Here is a 17,843-nt window from a genome sequence, read left to right as displayed (position 1 = left end):
CGGCTTACTTCGCCAGCTCGGCGTCGATGGCTTCGGACAGGCCCGAGAGCGAGCTGTCGGCCACCTTCACGCCGTTGACGGTGAAGTAGGGCGTGCCGGTCACGCCGGCGCTGATGCCGGCCTGGATGCGCTTCTCCATGGCCTCGATGGCGGCCTTGTCGCGGATGCAGTCGTTGATCTGCTGCTCGCTGAGGCCCGCCGCCTGGCCGGCGCGGAACAGGGTCGTGCGGGGCTGGACGCCCGCCAGCCATTCCTTCTGGCTGGCCATGATGTCGTGGACCACGTCGAAATACTTGTCCGGCCCGGCGCAGCGGGCGATCAGGAAGCCGGCGACGGCGATGTCCTGCGGCGGGGTCGGGAATTCGCGGAAGACGAAGCGGACCTTGTTGTTGTCGACATACTTCGTCTTGAACTCGGGCCAGACTTCCTCATTCCAGGTGGCGCAGTGGCCGCAGGTGACGGAGGCGTATTCCACGACCGTGACCTTGGCGCCCTCGGGCGCGCCCTTGGCCATGTCGCCCGCGACCTCGCCGCTGCCGGCGCCGCCGCCCGAGCAGCCCGCCAGCACGGCCATCGAGGCCAGGGCGGCGGCGGACAGGGCCGCACGGCGGCTCATGGCGGCGTATTTGTAGATCGGGGCCATCGGCTGGTCCTTGTCAGAAATGAGATTCAGAAACGTCGCGCGATTCGCGCGCCCAGGCGAAATCGTCTGACTGTCGAGAACGCTGATGGCGAAGGTTTGTCAACGCCCCTCGTCGCGCGGCGGCTGCGACAGCACGGCGCGGCCCAGCTTGTTCAGCGCCGCCTTCAGTCCGTCCGGCGCCGCCTCGACCGAGGCCTTCAGTTCGGCTTCCGTCGCAGCGGGCAGGGGCGGCAGGACCGCGCGACCACGCGGGCGGGACTTGGCACCGGCGACAGGCAGGGGCTTCACCGGCCCCTGGGCGATGCGCAGCTTCTCGACCGAGCCTGCGCCCAGGAATAGGTTCACGCGCTGGATGATGTCGGCCGACTGATGCTGGACCAGCAGGGCGGCGGGACCGGCGACGCGCAGCTCCAGCGTTCCGCCTGCATTGCCGCGCCCCTTGGTCAGCTTCTGCGGACGGGTGACGCGGGCCAGACGCTCGCCCACGATCTCGACCCAGCGCGGCTCCAGCGCCGAGGCGCCGCGCCCGAACTGGGCGTCCAGCTTCTTGATCAGCGGCGCCAGCGACCGCCCCGCCGGGGGCGGCGGGCGCAGCTGCGGGCGCGTCCGGCGTCGGGCCAGGATTTCGCGCGCTTCGCTTTCGGTGGGCAGGGGACGACGCATTCATCCTATATAGCCTGACCCATGCCCGACGTCCCCTCTCTCCGCGCCGCCCTGCTCGATTGGTATGACGCCCATGCGCGCAGCCTGCCGTGGCGCGCGCCGCCGGGGGCGAAGGCGAAGACCGACCCCTATCGCGTCTGGCTGTCGGAGGTGATGCTGCAGCAGACGACGGTGCCGCACGCGGCGCCCTATTTCGAACGGTTCACCACGCGCTGGCCGACGGTCGGCGACCTGGCGGCGGTTGAGGACGCCGAGCTGATGGCCGCCTGGGCGGGGCTGGGCTACTACGCCAGGGCGCGCAATCTGCTGGCCTGCGCCCGCGCTGTGGCGGCCGAGCACGGCGGGGTCTTCCCGCAGACCGAGGCCGAGCTGCTGGCCCTGCCGGGGGTGGGCGCCTATACCGCCGCCGCCGTCGCCGCCATCGCCTTCGACCGGCCGGCCAACGTCGTCGACGGCAATGTCGAGCGGGTGATGAGCCGCCTGTTCGCGGTCGAAACGCCTCTGCCCGCCGCCCGGCCTGAACTGCGCCGCCTGGCCGCCCTGTTCGTCGACGACCACAGGCCCGGCGACTGGGCGCAGGCGCTGATGGACCTCGGCTCTGGCGTCTGTCGGCCCCGGTCGCCGCTGTGCGACCAGTGCCCGCTGACCTTCGGCTGCGAGGCGTTGAAGACGGGGGCGCCTGAACGCTATCCGTTGAAGACGAAGAAGGCCGAGCGGCCGCATCGGCGCGGCCACGCCTATGTGCTGACCGATGAGGCGGGGCGCGTCGCCCTGGTGCGGCGGCCGGACAAGGGGCTGCTGGGCGGCATGGCGGGCCTGCCGACCTCGGACTGGGGCGCATCGCCTGAGTTCGCTCCGCCGATGGAAGGCGACTGGCGAGCGGCCGGATCCGTCGAGCACGTCTTCACCCACTTCAGCCTGACGCTGGAGGTGCATGTAGCGGAGGGGCAGGGCGGCGACTTCCTCTGGACCTCGGTCGATGAGGCGGCGAAGGCCCTGCCGACCGTTTTCAGGAAAGCGCTGGAGCGGGGGCTGGGGACGACTGCCTAGCCTGTCGCTCTCAGGTTCACCGCGCCGCTGCGCTCGCGCGGCATGACCACGACATGGCCGTTCAGGCGCTGGAAGTGCAGGTCGATCACCCCGTCGCCGACCTTCAGCCGCGTGATCGACAGCCGGTCCAGCCCGGCGGGCAGGGCGGGATTGTTGACCTCGACCAGGCCCTCGGCGGCGTCGATGCTCAGGCCCAGGACCGATTGCATCATCAGGAAGACCGAACCCGCCGCCCAGGCTTGGGGCAGGCAGGCGACCGGATAGGCGATCGGCGGCTCGCCCGTCTCGCGCACGAAGCCGCAGAACAATTCGGGCAGGCGCATCTGGAAATGGGCGGCCGAGCCGTAGATCTCGCCCAGCAGCATGGCGACCGCCCGCCGCTCGCCGTAGCGGGCCATGCCCGCCGCCGCCAGGGCCGTGTCGTGCGGCCAGACCGAGCCGTTGTGATAACTCATCGGATTGTAGCGGGCCTGTCCCTTGGCCAGGGTCCGCAGGCCCCAACCGGAACGGAACTCGGCCGTCAGCATCCGCCGCGTCACCCGTCGCGCCCGCTCATGCGAGGGCAGGCCGGTGAACAGCAGGTGCCCGGCGTTGGAGGCGACGGCGCGGCACTGTTCCCCGTCGCCGTCCAGGGCGATGGCGTAGAAACCCTCGTCCTCCATCCAGTAGCGGTCCTCGACCAGGGCGCGCAGCGCCTCGGCCCGTGCCGCCCATTCGAGGGCGCGGCCGTCGCCCAGCACTGCGCCCATCTCGGCCAGGGCCTTCCAGGCGGCGAAGGCGTAGCCCTGGACCTCCAGCAGGGCGACCGGCCCCTTGGGAAAGCGGCCGTCGGCGTGGAAGATGGAGTCTTCGGAATCCTTCCAGCCCTGGTTCGACAGGCCCGTGTCCGCCGCGCGGGCGTAGTCGATCAGGCCGTCGCCGTTGCTGTCGCCGTAGTCGCTCATCCAGCCCGCCGCCGCGATCAGGTGGGGCCACAGGGCGCGGATGGTCCCATAGTCATTGGTGCGTTTGGCGTAGGCGCCGGCCAGGGCGATGAACAGGCAGGTGGTGTCGACCCCGCCGTAGTAGAGACCGAAGGGCACCTCGCCCAGGACGCTCATCTCGCCGCCGCGCGTCTCGTGCATGATCTTGCCGGGGGCGGAGTCCATGAAGGCGTTGCTTTCGGTCGCCTGACGCGAGGCCAGATAGGTCAGCACCCCCTTGGCCAGGCCGGGGTCGATCCACAGCATCTGCCAGGCGGTGATGATCCCATCGCGCCCGAACGGGGTCGAGAACCAAGGCGTCCCGGCGTAAGGGTAGGGGCCGGTCGGCAGATCAGTGACGAGCAGTGCGATGTCGGCTCGCGACTGTCGTAGCCAGTCGTTGAAGCCCTGGTTGCGTCCGCCCTCGACGATGGCGCCGCGCCGCAGCCTTCGCCGCATGGCCAGCCGCGCCAGGATGGCGTGCCAGCGCCAGCGCGCCTCGTCCGGCTGCTCGCAGGCGTCCAGGCCGCACTCGACGAACAGGTCCAGGCTGCGGCCGCGCGGCAGGCTGAACATGAACTCGGCCCGGTTGGCGCTGAGACGGGCGGGCGGTTCGGAAAAGGCCAGGCAACTGGTGCGCGTCACCCCGTCCAGCCCGGTGTAGCTGAAGGTCACGCGCCGCCCGTCGATCACCGGCGGATGGATTTCGCCGTGCTGGAGCCGCGCCGTGCCGCGCACCTGGAAGATGTCGGCGAAGTCCGCATCGAACTCGAACGTCAGCGGCAGCAGGATGTCCTCGACGCCGTGATTGACCATCCGCACGCGCTCGAACAGCCGCCGGTCCCATAGGAAGCGCCGCCGCTCCAGATGCAGCACGCCCGCCGGGGCCGAGCGCCCGCCCATCGGCGGCAAGGGCCGGTTGGTCGAGTGACAGGTGAAGAAGACGTTGTCCTTGGTCACGCCCGAGCTGAGCCGCGACGGTCGCGCCCGCCCGACCGCCAAGACGAAACGGGACAGCAGTCGCGTGTCCCGCTCGAACAGGCCGTCGGCGCCCGCCTTCACGTCTCCCCAGTGATCGGCGACCAGGAAGGCGTCGCCGTCTTTCAGCGCCATCAGGGTTTCGAGCCCGTCCTGGTCATTGGTGTCGGCGGCCGTGGCCTGGACCGAATAGGCGTCGTCCATAAGCGTCTCCGCTTGCGGTTCGTCCCCCCGGCTAGGTTCAGAAGCCAACGGCCGGGGCGCGGTTCAGTTCAGATGAAAACGGTGTTCGTCGTCGGGTCGGGAGGGTCAGACTAGGGCGGCGAAGCTGCGCTCCTCCTCGATCGTCCGCATGGGCGCCGCGAACGGCCGCTGCGCCAGAAGATCGGCGTAGACGTCCAGGTATCGCCGCGCCATCGCCGTGGCCGAGAAGCGCAGATCGAACCGCGCGCGGATCGCTTCCCGGTCCAGCCGGTGCGCCTGCGCGGCGGCGGCGACCGCCTCGTCCATGGTCGAGACCAGGAAGCCGGTGGCCCCGTCCTCGATGATTTCGGGCGTCGAGCCGCAGGCGAAGGCCACGACGGGCGTGCCGCAGGCCATGGCCTCGATCATCACCAGGCCGAACGGCTCGGGCCAGTCGATGGGGAACAGGAGGGCCTCGGCCCCGCCCAGGAAGGCGGATTTCTGATCGTCGCCGATCTCGCCGACGAACTCGACCAGGGGATTGCCGCGCACCAGGGGTTCGATTTCCGTCTCCCAATAGGTGCGGTCGGCGGCGTCGATCTTGGCCGCGATCTTCAGGGGCTTGTTCAGCCGGGTCGCGATCTCGATGGCGCGGTCGGGCCGCTTCTCGGGCGAGATGCGGCCCAGGAAGGCGAGATAGCCCTGCGACAGGGGCGAGAAGCGGTAAAGATCGCCCGGCATGCCGTGATGGACGGTCGCCCGCCAGTTGGCGTGGGGCAGGGGGCGGCGCTGATCGTCCGAGATCGACACGAGGCCGTATTCGGTCCAGCGGTCGTAGATCGGGGCGAGATCCTTCAGGTCCAGCCGCCCATGCAGGGTCGTCACCGTCTTGTCCGCCCATCCCTCGAAGAAGGGGAAGTGGATCATGTCGGTGTGGAAGTGGATGACGTCGAAGCGATCGGCGCGGTCCAGCACTTCCGCCAACTGGTTCATATGGGCGGCCAGATCGGACTTTAGGGCGGCGGGGTCCAGACGGATGGCCTGGTCTCTGACCGGGATCAGACGGGCGCGCGTGCGCGCGTCGGCGCTGGCGAACAGGGTGACCTCGTGCCCCAGTTCGACCAGGGCGTCGGTCAGGTGGGCGACCACGCGCTCCGTGCCGCCGTAAAGCCGGGGCGGCACGGCCTCGTACAAGGGCGTGACTTGGGCGATCTTCATGGCAGGCTCCTGCGTCGCGTGAAGACGCGGCGCCAAAACCTCAATCCGCGCAGGATCGCCGGGTTCCAGCGTTGCTGGAACGATATTCTTCAACGCCGCCTGTAGGTTATGCGGCGGTCGGAAGCAGCCGCCTTACTGCATTCCCGCCCGGATTTCGGCGCGCAGGGCGTCGATGGGGCGCAGGCCCGTGTCCGTCTTGAAGCGCCAGTAGGTCCAGCCGTTGCACGCCGGGGCGTTCTCCAGCAGGGCGCCCAGCTTGTGGATCGAGCCGGTCAGGGCGCCGGACACCAGCGAACCGTCGGCCCGCACCCGCGCCTCGCGCTCGCCCTTGGGGCAATACAGTTTGTCGCCCGGCGCCAGTAGCCCCGCCTCGACCAGGGCGCCGAACGGCACCTTGGGCTCGGCCTTCTTGGAGCCGGTGACGACCAGGTCCTCCGGCGCGGCGGGGATGACCGCCTTGATGCGCTTCTCGGCCAGTTTGGCGTAGGTCTCGTCGCGTTCGATGCCGATGAAGTGGCGGCCCAGACGCTTGGCCGCCGCGCCCGTCGTGCCGGTGCCGAAGAAGGGGTCCAGCACCACGTCGCCGACGCGGCTGGCCGACAGCAGCACGCGGTGCAGCAGGGCTTCGGGCTTCTGGGTCGGGTGAGCCTTGTCGCCGTTCTCATCCTTCAGCCGCTCGCCGCCGGTGCACAGGGCCAGGGTCCAGTCCGAGCGCATCTGGGTGTCTTCGTTGAAGGCCTTCAGCGCGTCGTAGTTGAAGGTGTAGCGCTTCTGCTCGCGCGACTTGGCGGCCCAGATCAGGGTCTCATGGGCGTTGGTGAAGCGCGTGCCCTTGAAGTTCGGCATGGGGTTGGACTTGCGCCAGATGATGTCGTTCAGCACCCAGAAGCCCAGGTCCTGCATCGCCGCGCCCAGGCGGAAGATGTTGTGATAGCTGCCGATGACCCAGAGCGAGCCCTCATCCTTCAGCACCCGGCGGCACTCGCCCAGCCAGGCGCGGGTGAAGGCGTCATAGGCGGCGAAGCTGTCGAACTTGTCCCAGTCGTCGTCGACGGCGTCGACCTTGGAGTTGTCCGGACGCAGCAGGTCGCCGCCCAGTTGCAGATTGTAGGGCGGGTCGGCGAAGACCATGTCCACCGACTTGTCCGGCAGGCCTTTCAGCACCTCGATGCAGTCGCCACGCAGGATGACGTCGGTCTTCAACTCGGACATGGAAAGGCGGCCCCTAGACGGATTAGGCGCTTATGGTGAATCCTTACGGTTAAGGCGGAGTAACCAAGATTCACGCGTCGGCGATTGCGTTGATTGCGTTGCGGCGAAACGGGGCCATAATCGCCGCATGGAAATGGCGGTCAGACCTTTCTGATAGCGTCCGTGCGGGCCTGACGCCCCCGAGCGGCGCACCCTGTGCGAGCCGGTTTCGCCCGGCGTATTCAGGCTGCGCGCTTCATACTCTTCGATAAAAATTCCAAGGCCGCCCGGCGCTGACCGGCTGCGGCCGCGCACATAGAGATTTCCATGACTCAGGTTTTCGAAAGCCCGTTCAAGGGGCGACTGCTGTCCGATCTGGCGACCAATCCGAACATCATCGTCGGACGCTACAGCTATTATTCCGGCTGGTATCACGGCCACGGCTTTGACGACTGCGCCCGCTATCTGATGACAGAGCCGGGCGTGGATCGGCTGATCATCGGCGCGTTCTGCTCGATCGGCAGCGGCGCCGCCTTCATCATGGCCGGCAATCAGGGGCACCGGAACGACTGGGCCAGTTCCTTCCCCTTCTTCTACATGCCCGAGGTTCCGCACTTCGCCGGCGCGGTCGACGCCTTCCAACCGGCGGGCGACACGGTCATCGGCAACGACGTCTGGATCGGCAGCGAGGCGATCATCATGCCGGGCGTGAAGGTTGGCGACGGCGCCGTGATCGGCACGCGGGCGCTGGTGACGCGCGACGTCGAGCCCTACGCCATCGTCGGCGGCAATCCGGCCAAGGTCATCCGCAAGCGGTTCGACGACGACAACATCGCCATGCTGTTGGAGATGAAGTGGTGGGACTGGGACGACGCCCGGCTGGGCGAGGCCATGCCCCTGCTGTGCAGCGGCGACATCGCGGCCCTGCACGCCTTCTGGCGCGAATGGACTGAGGTCCAGGCGGCATAAACCCACTCACCTCGGCGAAGGCATGGTGCAAATCGCATCCTGTTTGAGCTATGGGGCGAAGATGATCCGTCGTCTTCGCCCCGTTCCGTTCGCCCTCGGGCCTGTCCACTTCGTCGGCATCGGCGGCATCGGCATGAGCGGCATCGCCGAGATCATGCTGAAGATCGGCTATCAGGTGCAGGGCTCGGACGCCAAGGCCAGCGCCAACACCGAGCGGCTGGAGAAGCTGGGCGCCCGTATCTATATCGGCCACGACGCCGCCCATGTGACCGAGGGCGTCTCGGCGGTGGTCTATTCCACGGCGGTCAAGGCGACTAACCCCGAGCTGACGGTGGCCCGAGAACGCCGCATCCCTCTGGTGCGTCGGGCCGAGATGCTGGCCGAGCTGATGCGGCTGCAGTTCTCGATCGGCGTCGGCGGCACTCACGGCAAGACGACGACGACCTCCATGGTCGCGGCCCTGCTGGACGCTGGATCGCTGGACCCGACGGTGGTCAACGGCGGCATCATCAACGCCTACGGCACCAACGCCAAGGTCGGCGAGGGCGACTGGATGGTCGTCGAGGCGGACGAGAGCGACGGCTCCTTCCTGCGCCTGAAGTGCACGGTCGCGATCATCACCAACATCGACCCGGAGCATCTGGACCACTACGGCGACTTCGACGCGGTGAAGAAGGCGTTCGGCGACTTCATCGAAGACATTCCCTTCTACGGCTTCGGCGTGGTCTGTCTGGATCACCCTGAGGTGCAGAAGCTGGCGGCCCAGATCGATAACCGCCGTCTGGTCACCTATGGTCTCAATCCGCAGGCCATGGTCCGCGCCGACAATGTGCGCATGGACCCGGACGGATCACGCTTCGACGTGGTGATCCAGGGGCAGGGCATGGCCGCCCTGGGCGAGCCCGCGCGCATCGAGAACCTGCACCTGCCGATGGCGGGCTGGCATAACGTCTCCAACGCCCTGGCCGCCATCGCCGTGGCGCGCGAAATCGGCGTGGACGACGACGCCATCCGCACGGGCCTGGCCGGCTTCGGCGGGGTCAAGCGCCGCTTCACCACCACGGGCGTGGCCCACGGCGTGCGCGTCATCGACGACTATGGCCACCATCCGGTCGAGATCGCCGCCGTGCTGAAGGCCGCCCGCCAGGTGGTCCAGAACGCGGACAACACCGGCCGCGTCATCGCCGTGGTCCAGCCGCACCGCTACACCCGACTGCGCGATCTGATGGAGGACTTCTCCACCTGCTTCTCGGACGCGGACAGCGTGCTGGTCGCCGACGTCTATCCGGCGGGCGAGCAACCGATCGAGGGCGTCGACAAGCACGCCCTGGTCGAGGGCGTCCGCCGCTACGGCCACCGCCACGTCGCCGCGCTGGAGAACGCGGCCGTCCTGCCGCGCGTCATCAAGGACGAGGCCAAGCCGGGCGACCTGGTGGTTCTTCTGGGCGCCGGCGACATCACCAGCTGGGCCTACGCCCTGCCGGCGCAGCTGGAGGCGCTTGGCTGAGGATCAGCCCAGGTAGCGGCCGATCATGCTGCCGATGAAGAAGCAGAACAGGCTGGTCATGGCGAAGGCCGTGACAAAGGCGCCGAGCCATTCGACGCGGGCCTGAAGCCTCAGGGTTTCGGTCGGGTCCAGCAGGCCTGCGCGAATCTTCTTCATGTCGCCTTCCAGGAGCAGCATGACGACCGCTATGCCGCCCAGCAGCGGCAGCCAGGCCGTCAGCAGGGCCGCCAGCGACCCGGCCGAGGCTCGCCCCGCGCTATACCGGCTGATGAACTCCTGTATCATCGCCTGATGGCCGAGCGGCAGGTAGACGAAGAGCAGAAGGCCGATCGCGACCAGATAGAGCAGGACGTAAAAGGCTCGCTGTTTAAGGCTGACCGGCGCGACGGGCGGCGGTTCGGTCGGTTCTGAAAAGGCGTCAGGGATCGCCGCGCCGCGCATGAAGTCGCCCGCCATGCGTCGTTTTTCGATGTGCCAGAACCAGCGATAGTTCCCGGCGTGGGCCAGCGGCAAAAAGACCAGGGCCATCAGGACCGTCAGCACGCCGTTCAACGACTGTTCGAACGTCAGGTCGCGCCCGACAGCCTCGGCGGCGAACAGCAGGCCTATGCAGACGGCGCCGAGGCCGAACACGCTGGGCGGCGTGATGACGAGGATCAGCAGAATGGATCGCAACGGCTCCCGAAGCGTCGGCAGAAGGCGCTTGCTCTTGCGTGCGGGGGTGGATCGGGGCATCGCAGCTTTATCGCACATTGAACGTGCATGAGATTTGAATGACGACCTGGACTGAAGCTCTTCCTGATGTGCGCGGCAAGCTGCTGCTGAACGAGCCGCTGGGCCCCTACACCTGGTTTCGCGTGGGCGGGGTGGCGGACGCCCTGTTCATTCCGGCCGACGCCGATGATCTGGCCGACTTCCTCAAGGCCCTGCCCGAGGATGTGCCGGTGACGGTGATCGGCGTCGGGTCCAATCTGATCGTGCGCGACGGCGGGGTCGAGGGCGTCGTGATCCGTCTGGCGGGCCGCGCCTGGGGCCAGGTGACGACCGATGGCGTCATGGTCACGGCGGGCGCCGGCGCCCTGGACAGCATGGTGGCGCGCGCCTCGGCCAAGGCGGGCATCGCCGGGCTTGAGTTCTATGCGGGCATTCCCGGCTCGATCGGCGGCGCCCTGACGATGAATGCGGGCTGCTATGGCTCGGAAACCAAGGACGTGTTGGTTTCGGCCTGGGGCCTGAACCGCAAGGGCGAGCGGGTCGAGCTGGCCCTGGCCGACTTCGGCTACACCTACCGCCATTCCAACGCCCCGGCGGACATCATCTGGATCGAGGCGACGTATCGCGGAACGCCCGACGCGTCCGAGGCCGTCGCCGCCCGGATCAGCGAGATCACCGCGCGTCGAGAGAAGACCCAGCCGATCCGTGAAAAGACCGGCGGCTCGACCTTCAAGAACCCGGAAGGCCATTCCTCATGGAAACTGGTCGATGAGGCGGGCTGGCGCGGCAAGCTGCACGCCGAGCCTGCACCACATGGGGGCGGCGGCGCCAAGTTCAGCGAGCTGCACTCCAACTTCATGATCAACCCCGGCGAGGCGAGCGCCGCCGACATCGAGGGGCTGGGCGAAGCCGTCCGCGCCGATGTGCTGGCGAAGACCGGCGTGCAGCTGCACTGGGAGATCAAGCGGATCGGCCGGAAGTAGGCGCTTAAATTCCGCTTCTGGCCGCTATCGTTTCCAACCGGTTAACCGTATTCAGGGCATAGGGGTGGGCTAGTCTTCGGATGTCGCCATGCGTACGCCCCTGAACACCCTCCATGTCGCTGTCCTGATGGGCGGCCTGTCGTCGGAACGCGAGGTCTCGCTGTCCTCGGGCCGCGGCTGCGCCGATGCGCTTGAGGGACAGGTCGGCAAGGTCACGCGGGTCGACGCTGGACGTGATCTGGCGCAGGTGCTGACGGCGCTGAAGCCCGATGTCGTCTTCAACGCCCTGCACGGCAAATGGGGCGAGGACGGTTGCGTCCAGGGCATCCTCGAGACGCTGAAGATTCCCTACACCCACTCCGGCGTCCTGGCCTCGGCCCTGGCGATGGACAAGGACAAGTCCAAGGCCGTGTTGCAGGCGGCGGGCGTCATCGTGCCCGGCGGCGGTCTGTTCGACCGGCACGAAGTCGCCAGCCGACACGTCATTGATCCGCCCTATGTGGTGAAGCCGAACGCCGAAGGCTCCTCCGTCGGCGTCTATGTGGTGCGCGAGGGCGCCAACCGCCCGGTGGTCGAGGTCGGCGCCGACGACTGGACCTATGGCGATCAGGTCATGGTCGAGCCCTTCATTCCCGGCAAGGAACTGGCGGTCAGCGTGATCGGCGAGGCGACCGGCCCGCGCGCTCTGACCATCACCGACATCACCCCGACCAAGGGCTTCTACGATTACGAGGCCAAATACGCGCCCGGCGGATCGCGCCATGTCCTGCCCGCCGAGCTGCCGTCGCACGTTTTTGACAAGGCTTTACGTCAGGCCGAGCTGGCCCACGCGGCCATGGGGTGCCGAGGCGTCTCTCGCGCCGACTTCCGTTATGACGATGTTAACGACGTTCTCGTTCTGTTGGAGGTGAACACTCAGCCCGGCATGACCCCGACCTCGCTCGTTCCCGAGCAGGCGGCCTTTGTCGGTATGGATTATCGCGAACTGGTTCGTTGGATGGTGGAGGACGCCTCATGCCCGCGGTAGTGCGCGGCGGTCGGCGACAGTCTTCGGGCAAGGGCGGCGCGCGCGGCGCTCCGTCCGGCCGCGCGGCCGAGATCGGCCGTCTGGACATGTCGCCGCGCGTCGTGGCGGCGACCCTGGTGGTCGGCGTCGGCATACTGGCGGCCGTGCTGGCCACGGGCGCGCGGGCCGAGCGCATCTCCACCGCCGTCTCCGAACGCTTTGACTTGGTCACGACGGGCATGGGTCTGAAGGTGCGTCAGGTCCACGTCACCGGCGCCTCGCCCGAGGCCGCCGCGGCCGTGCGCGCCGCCGTCGGCGTCCATGCCGATCAGCCCATCGTCAACCTGGACCTCGCCGCTGTGCGTGACCGGGTTCAGACCGTCGGCTGGGTCAAGGAGGCGCGCGTGGTGCGCCTGCTGCCCGACACCCTGATCGTGGACGTCAAGGAACACGACCGTCTCGCCGTCTGGCAGGTGGGGGGCAAGGCCCACGTCATCGACGCCCAGGGCATCGTCATTCCCGGCGCCGACGCGGGTCGCTATCCGCGCCTGCCGCTGGTGGTGGGCAAGGGCGCCGATCAGGCCGCCTCCGACGTGCTGCCTCTGCTGGCCCAGCGCCCGCGCCTGATGGCCAAGATCGACGCCCTGGTCCGCGTGGACGAGCGCCGCTGGGATCTGCGCCTCAAGGACGGCGCCCTGATCCAGCTGCCCGCCGTGGATCAGGAATCCGCCCTTATCCGCCTCGACGCCCTGGACCAGCGCGAACGCCTGCTGGACCTGGGCTTCGCCCGTATCGACCTTCGCACGCCGGAAGAAGTGGCCATCCGCCCTTCCGAAGGCGCCGTTTGACTATCTGACCCTCAAGGACACGACCCCATGGTTGGACGCAGCCGAGACATCAAGCCGGAACAGGGCAGGGGCGCGCCGCGCGCGCCGGTCGTGGCCGCGCTCGATCTCGGTCAGGCCAAGGTCGCCTGCTTCATCATGAAGCCGGACGGCGTGCGCCATGCCGACCGCACCATCCGCGTCGCCGGGGCGGGCCACGTCCAGTCGCGCGGCGTCAAGGGCGGGGCCATCGTCAACATGGACGAGACGGCTCAGGCCATCGGCCACGCCGTCGAACGCGCCGAGCGCGCGGCGGGCGCCCCCGTCTCCGGCGTCGTCGTCACCACGGCTATCGGCCAGATGGCTAGCCACCGGGTGCAGGCGCGCGTCTCGCTCGGCTCCCACCCGATCAGCGACGCCGATCTGGCCCGCGCCATCGGCATGGCACTGGCCCAGATCCGCCTGCCGAACCGGCGCCCGATCCACGTCCTTCCCATCGCCTGGTCGGTGGACGGCGCGCGCGGCGTCCACGACCCGCGCTCGATGCGCGGCGGCTCGCTGGGGCTGGACCTGCTGGTCGTCTCCATGTCCGAGGGTTCGTTCAACGCCCTCAGCCACTGCCTCGAACTGGCGCACCTGGACCTGCAGGGCGTGGCCGCCGCGCCGGTCGTCTCCTCGCTCGCCGCGCTGGAAGAGGATGAGATGGAACTGGGCGCCCTGTGCATCGACATGGGCGGCGGCTCGACCTCGGCGGCCGTCTGGGGCGGTCGCTCCCTGCTGCACATCGAAAGCCTGAACGTCGGCGGCGACCATGTGACCGCCGACATCGCGCGCGGCCTGTCGACCTCGCGCGTCGGCGCCGAGCGGCTGAAGACCCTGCACGGCTCAGCCATGGCGTCGGCCAATGAAGATCGCGAAATGCTGGAAGCCCCGCCGCGCGGCGAGGACGCCTCGGCTGGCCCCGTCATCGTCCCGCGCGCCATGCTCAAGACCGTCATCGCCCCCCGCGTGGAAGAGACGCTGGAGTTGCTGCGCGACCGCCTGAAACACGCAGGCATGGGCCTCGAGCCCGGCGCAGGCCTCGTCCTCACCGGTGGCGCCAGCCAGTTGAACGGCGTGCGCGAACTGGCCGTGCGCGTCTTCGACCGCCCGGTCCGCCTGGGCCGCCCGCAACGCGCGCCCCACCTGGCCGATGCTGCGGCCGGCCCGGCCTTCTGCTCGGCCGCCGGCGTCCTGCTCCGCGCGGCCTATGGCCCGCGCGAGGCGGTCTCCGCCCGCAAGCTGATGTCCCGCCAGATTACCGCCGCCGACGCGCCCAAGGTGCATCGCGGCGGCATGGTCGCCCGCGCAGCGGGCTGGCTGCGGGACAACCTGTAAAAGGTTAGTCACGTTCTCAGGCGGCGAACCCGTGCGTCTGACATCTGGGCGTTCTAGCGCATCTACGGACTCCAAAGCCCATGGCTCGGCCATGAGAGCGATTGCGCGCGCAGGCGCTCATACCTGATATCTGCGCCTCATTTGCGCCCAGAATGACTGATCGTCGGTATGAAAAAAATCTGCAAAACAGGATTCACATTGAGGTAAATCCGATAATTTTTGATTTAGTCGCATTTTATACGAACAATATCGACGATAGGTTGTCTGTGTCCGAACTGTGTCTTCATTGTTACAGCGCTGACGCCTAATGGTCCAATTTGGGCCACAAAGGTTGCCTGCCCCCGTTTTTCGCTTAGACCCCTGTTGTGTGAGGCGTGGCGCAGAGTCGTTGCGCTGTGCAGTTTTCATTTAAGGTTGGGGTCCAAAATGCACTTGAAACGCAGATATCTCTTCGGAAGCACGATGCTCGCGGGCGTTCTCGCGATGTCGGCTCCGGCCTTTGCTCAAACGGCGCAGGAAGAGCGGGAAGAAGCCGCGACCCAGGTCGGCGAAATTGTCGTCACGGGTTCGCGTATCGCGCGTCCCAATCAGGAAGCGCCGACGCAGGTGCAGGTTGTTTCGGCGGAGGCCATTGCGACGACCGGTGAGGTGAATCTGGGCGAAATCCTGCGCACGCTACCGGCTGCGGGCGTTTCGTCGCTGACGCCTACCAACTCCAACTTCTTCACCCAGGGCAACGGTGTCGCCACGGTCAACCTGCGTAACCTCGGCGAAGATCGCACTCTGGTGCTGGTCAACGGTCGTCGTTTCGTGGCGGGTCTTCCGGGTTCGCAGATCGTTGACTTCAACAGCCTGCCGACCGAGTTCGTTGATCGTATCGACGTCGTTACGGGCGGCGCATCGTCGATCTACGGTTCGGACGCTCTCGCCGGCGTGGTCAATATCATCACCGATAAGGACTACGAAGGCTTCCAGATGTTCGGTCAGTACGGCATCACGGATCGTGGCGACCGCGAAAACTTCAAGATCGGCACCAAGTTCGGCTCGAACTTCGCCGACGACCGCGGCAATTTCGTCGGCACCCTGTCCTATCAGGACAATAAGGCCGTCTACGCCCGCGATCGCGAAGATCGCGGCATGCACATGGACGGTCAGGGCGGCCTGTTCTTCGCGGATGGCACCTTCGGCGAGACCCGTTACTTCTACGGCTCTAGCTTCACGCCCCAAGGCGTGGCGATCGTGCCGGGTATCGGTGTGAACAATGCGAACCGAGTCTACGACCCGGTTACCGGCGCCGCTCGTCCCTACGCCGCTGCGATTGACGGCTTCGACCGTCAGGCTCAGCGTCAGCTGTACGTGCCCAACAGCGCGCTGCAGTTCTCGGGCCAGGCGATGTACAACTTCGACGACCGCACGCGTTTCTTCTTCGAGGGTTCGTATTATCGCGGCACGACCAAGAGCGACATTGAGCCGAGCCCGGTGGGCAGCGCGGATATCTTCCGCAACAATCAGGACGTGGGTCTGCAGCCGGTGTGTTCGGCCACGGGTTGTCAGTACGGCATCCCGCTGCTCAGCGCGATCGTGCCGGAATCCATCCGTAACGACGTCCGGGCCCGCACGCCGGGTCTGACGGACGACCAACGCGTGGTCGGCTTCCAGCGCCGCATGACCGAGTTCGGCAACCGTCAGAACGAAGCGACCCGCGACCTGTTCCGCGTCGTCGCCGGTATCAACGGTGAACTGCCGGGTTCGATGAACCTGAACTATGAGTTGAGCGCCAACTGGGGACGCAGTTCGGAGCAGCAGCTGACCAACGGGGGTATCCTGAAGGATCGCTTGATCAACACCTTAGACGTGGTGGATACGGGCGGCGGCGTCTTGGCTTGCCGCAATCTTGCCGAACGTGCCCGTGGTTGCGCCCCCTTCAAGATCTTCGAAGCCGGCGGCGCCTCTCAGGCCGTTGTTGACTATATCGGCGTTCAGAACACCTTCGATTCCTTTGTCGACCAAAAAGTCCTGAACGGCTTCATCGGCGGTGACCTGTTCGAACTGCCGGCTGGTCCGCTCAAGTTCGCGGTCGGTAGCGAATACCGTCGCGAAGAATCTCGCAACACGCCTGACGCCACCCTGCAGCAGGGCTTGGCCAGCGGCAATATCGCCCCGGAAACCAAGGGCGAATTCAATGTCATCGAAGGGTTTGCCGAACTTAATATCCCCATCTTGGCGGACATGGCGTTTGCCAAGCAACTGGACTTGAACCTGTCGGGACGCCTGTCGGACTATTCGACGGTTGGCAACACCAATGCCTGGGCCGCCTCGATCGAATACATGCCCACGGATTGGCTGAAGCTGCGCACGCAGTACTCGGTCGCCGTTCGTGCGCCGAACATCAGCGAGCTCTTCTCGGGGCGCTCGCAAACCTTCCCGACCAACCTCGACCCGTGCCGCGGTCTGACCGTTTCGGGTGGTCAAGCTGCGTTTACTAATACGCGCGTCGACATCGCCAATCCCGGCAACGTTCTGGCCAGCGGCGTCGATGCGGCTACGGTTGGCAGCGAACAGGCTAGGGCTTGCTTGGCCGACCCGACCCTGGCGGCTCGTGTCGCTCGTGACGGCGTGTTTGCGCAGACCCAGTCTGAAGCTCAGGGCACGGGCGGCTTCAACAGCGGCAACACTGATCTGAAGCAGGAGGAGAGCACGAGCTTCTCTGCTGGTTTGGTGTTCAACGCCGACTGGTACGATTGGCTGTCGCCGTTCTCGATTTCGATTGACTATTTCAACATTGAAATTGACGACATCATCGCTAATCTGGGGCGCGGCACAAGTCTGAACGAGTGCTACGTCAACAGTGGCGGCGTTTACGACGCCAGCAGCCCCTTCTGTCAGTCGATCGTCCGTTACGAAGCCGGCACGGCTCAGGTCGGCGCTATGCGTGAACTGAACTCGCAGACGCAGAACCTCGGCACGTTCAAGACCAGCGGCATCGACGTTGCGGCCAGCTACACCTTTGACTTGGACAACTTCCCCATGACCCGCAACATGAGCGGTAACTGGGGTACGCTGGTCGCCAGCCTGACCTACCAGCACTTGGATGAGTATAAGACCTCGCCCCTGCCGGGCGCCGAGTTGGTCGAGGGAGCCGGCACGACCGGCTTCTCGAAGAACAAGGGGCAGCTGGATCTGCTGTATCGCCGTGGTCCCCTGACGGTCTCCTGGCAGACGCAGTTCATCGGTGAAAGCTGCTACTTCGACCTGAACGATTGCGCCGATAACGATGTCAGCGGCTACATCGGCCTGACCACCTTCTCTGATCTGCAAGTTCGCTATGCGATCACTGAGAAGGCCACGGTCTTCGCCGGCGTGGACAACATCTTCGACGAGTATGTCTATATCGGTCAGGGCTATGGTCAGCCCACCGGTTGGACGACCGAGCCGGCGGTCTATGACGGGCTGGGGCGCCGCTTCGTTATGGGCGCGCGGATGAGCTTCTAAGCTACAGAAGCGTGCAGTCTTTGGGCTGTGTGGAGGAGGCGACGCTTCGGCGTCGCCTCCTTTTTCTTGTGCGAGGTTGCGAA

At 66.8% G+C, this 17,843-nt stretch carries 14 protein-coding genes; 8 read left to right on the top strand and 6 right to left on the bottom strand.

The genetic code is table 11. The features are described from left to right. Nucleotides 1-4: 4 nt before the first annotated feature. Entirely contained in the window at nucleotides 5-643 is a 639-nt protein-coding gene (locus tag AC3IPP_RS12870) for a thioredoxin domain-containing protein (protein ID WP_087140944.1), read from the bottom strand. 99 nt (nucleotides 644-742) lie between these two features. Then, on the bottom strand, nucleotides 743-1,306 hold the full coding sequence (locus AC3IPP_RS12865) for a DUF721 domain-containing protein (protein WP_087140943.1): 564 nt from the start codon (nucleotides 1,304-1,306) through the stop codon (nucleotides 743-745). 21 nt (nucleotides 1,307-1,327) lie between these two features. Between AC3IPP_RS12865 and mutY the strand changes: the two genes are divergently transcribed. Then, complete coding sequence (mutY, locus tag AC3IPP_RS12860) at nucleotides 1,328-2,356, top strand: A/G-specific adenine glycosylase (RefSeq protein WP_489149246.1); 1,029 nt, start codon at nucleotides 1,328-1,330, stop codon at nucleotides 2,354-2,356. Here the strand turns inward: mutY and AC3IPP_RS12855 are convergent. The 3 genes from AC3IPP_RS12855 to AC3IPP_RS12845 all read right to left on the bottom strand — a co-directional run bounded on the left by AC3IPP_RS12855 (nucleotide 2,353) and on the right by AC3IPP_RS12845 (nucleotide 6,909). Then, entirely contained in the window at nucleotides 2,353-4,500 is a 2,148-nt protein-coding gene (locus AC3IPP_RS12855; RefSeq protein WP_489149245.1) for an amylo-alpha-1,6-glucosidase, read from the bottom strand. The genes mutY and AC3IPP_RS12855 overlap by 4 nt on opposite strands. 105 nt (nucleotides 4,501-4,605) lie before the next feature. Continuing rightward, the gene (locus tag AC3IPP_RS12850; protein WP_489149244.1) at nucleotides 4,606-5,697 is read right to left on the bottom strand and encodes a glycosyltransferase family 4 protein; all 1,092 of its coding nucleotides are present in this window, start codon (nucleotides 5,695-5,697) and stop codon (nucleotides 4,606-4,608) included. Between the two features lie 132 nt (nucleotides 5,698-5,829). After that, the gene (locus AC3IPP_RS12845) at nucleotides 5,830-6,909 is read right to left on the bottom strand and encodes a site-specific DNA-methyltransferase (protein WP_125901514.1); all 1,080 of its coding nucleotides are present in this window, start codon (nucleotides 6,907-6,909) and stop codon (nucleotides 5,830-5,832) included. Nucleotides 6,910-7,215: 306 nt separating this feature from the next. Here AC3IPP_RS12845 and catB point away from each other — a divergent pair, with 306 nt between their 5' ends. Further along, nucleotides 7,216-7,857, top strand: a complete 642-nt coding sequence (catB, locus tag AC3IPP_RS12840; protein ID WP_489149243.1) for a type B chloramphenicol O-acetyltransferase — start codon at nucleotides 7,216-7,218, stop codon at nucleotides 7,855-7,857. 61 nt (nucleotides 7,858-7,918) lie between these two features. Further along, nucleotides 7,919-9,364 carry a UDP-N-acetylmuramate--L-alanine ligase gene (gene murC, locus AC3IPP_RS12835; protein WP_087138796.1) on the top strand — a complete coding sequence of 482 codons (1,446 nt, stop codon included), beginning with the start codon at nucleotides 7,919-7,921 and terminating at the stop codon, nucleotides 9,362-9,364. Nucleotides 9,365-9,367: 3 nt separating this feature from the next. Here the strand turns inward: murC and AC3IPP_RS12830 are convergent, their stop codons facing one another. After that, a complete protein-coding gene (locus AC3IPP_RS12830; protein WP_489149242.1) occupies nucleotides 9,368-10,099 on the bottom strand; it encodes a hypothetical protein in 732 nt (243 codons plus the stop codon). A 38-nt stretch (nucleotides 10,100-10,137) separates the two neighbouring features. On the opposite strand from AC3IPP_RS12830, the gene murB reads away from it, so the two are divergent. From murB to AC3IPP_RS12805, 5 genes are all read left to right on the top strand, one after another. Then, complete coding sequence (murB, locus tag AC3IPP_RS12825; RefSeq protein WP_489149241.1) at nucleotides 10,138-11,061, top strand: UDP-N-acetylmuramate dehydrogenase; 924 nt, start codon at nucleotides 10,138-10,140, stop codon at nucleotides 11,059-11,061. A gap of 88 nt (nucleotides 11,062-11,149) precedes the next feature. Further along, nucleotides 11,150-12,088 (top strand): D-alanine--D-alanine ligase, encoded by a 939-nt coding sequence (locus AC3IPP_RS12820; protein ID WP_489149240.1) that lies wholly within the window; start codon nucleotides 11,150-11,152, stop codon nucleotides 12,086-12,088. Continuing rightward, on the top strand, nucleotides 12,076-12,915 hold the full coding sequence (locus AC3IPP_RS12815) for a cell division protein FtsQ/DivIB (RefSeq protein WP_489149239.1): 840 nt from the start codon (nucleotides 12,076-12,078) through the stop codon (nucleotides 12,913-12,915). Before AC3IPP_RS12820 ends, AC3IPP_RS12815 begins: the two co-directional genes overlap by 13 nt. 27 nt (nucleotides 12,916-12,942) lie before the next feature. Beyond that, nucleotides 12,943-14,268: a cell division protein FtsA gene (gene ftsA / locus AC3IPP_RS12810; RefSeq protein WP_087138786.1), complete on the top strand. Its 1,326-nt coding sequence runs from the start codon at nucleotides 12,943-12,945 to the stop codon at nucleotides 14,266-14,268. Nucleotides 14,269-14,694: 426 nt separating this feature from the next. Continuing rightward, complete coding sequence (locus AC3IPP_RS12805) at nucleotides 14,695-17,760, top strand: TonB-dependent receptor plug domain-containing protein (RefSeq protein ID WP_489149238.1); 3,066 nt, start codon at nucleotides 14,695-14,697, stop codon at nucleotides 17,758-17,760. Nucleotides 17,761-17,843 lie beyond the last annotated feature (83 nt).

Source organism: Brevundimonas sp. KH_060 (assembly GCF_057838275.1).
The sequence above is the reverse complement of the archived record's forward strand: the minus strand, read 5'-3'. Positions and strand labels throughout refer to the sequence as shown.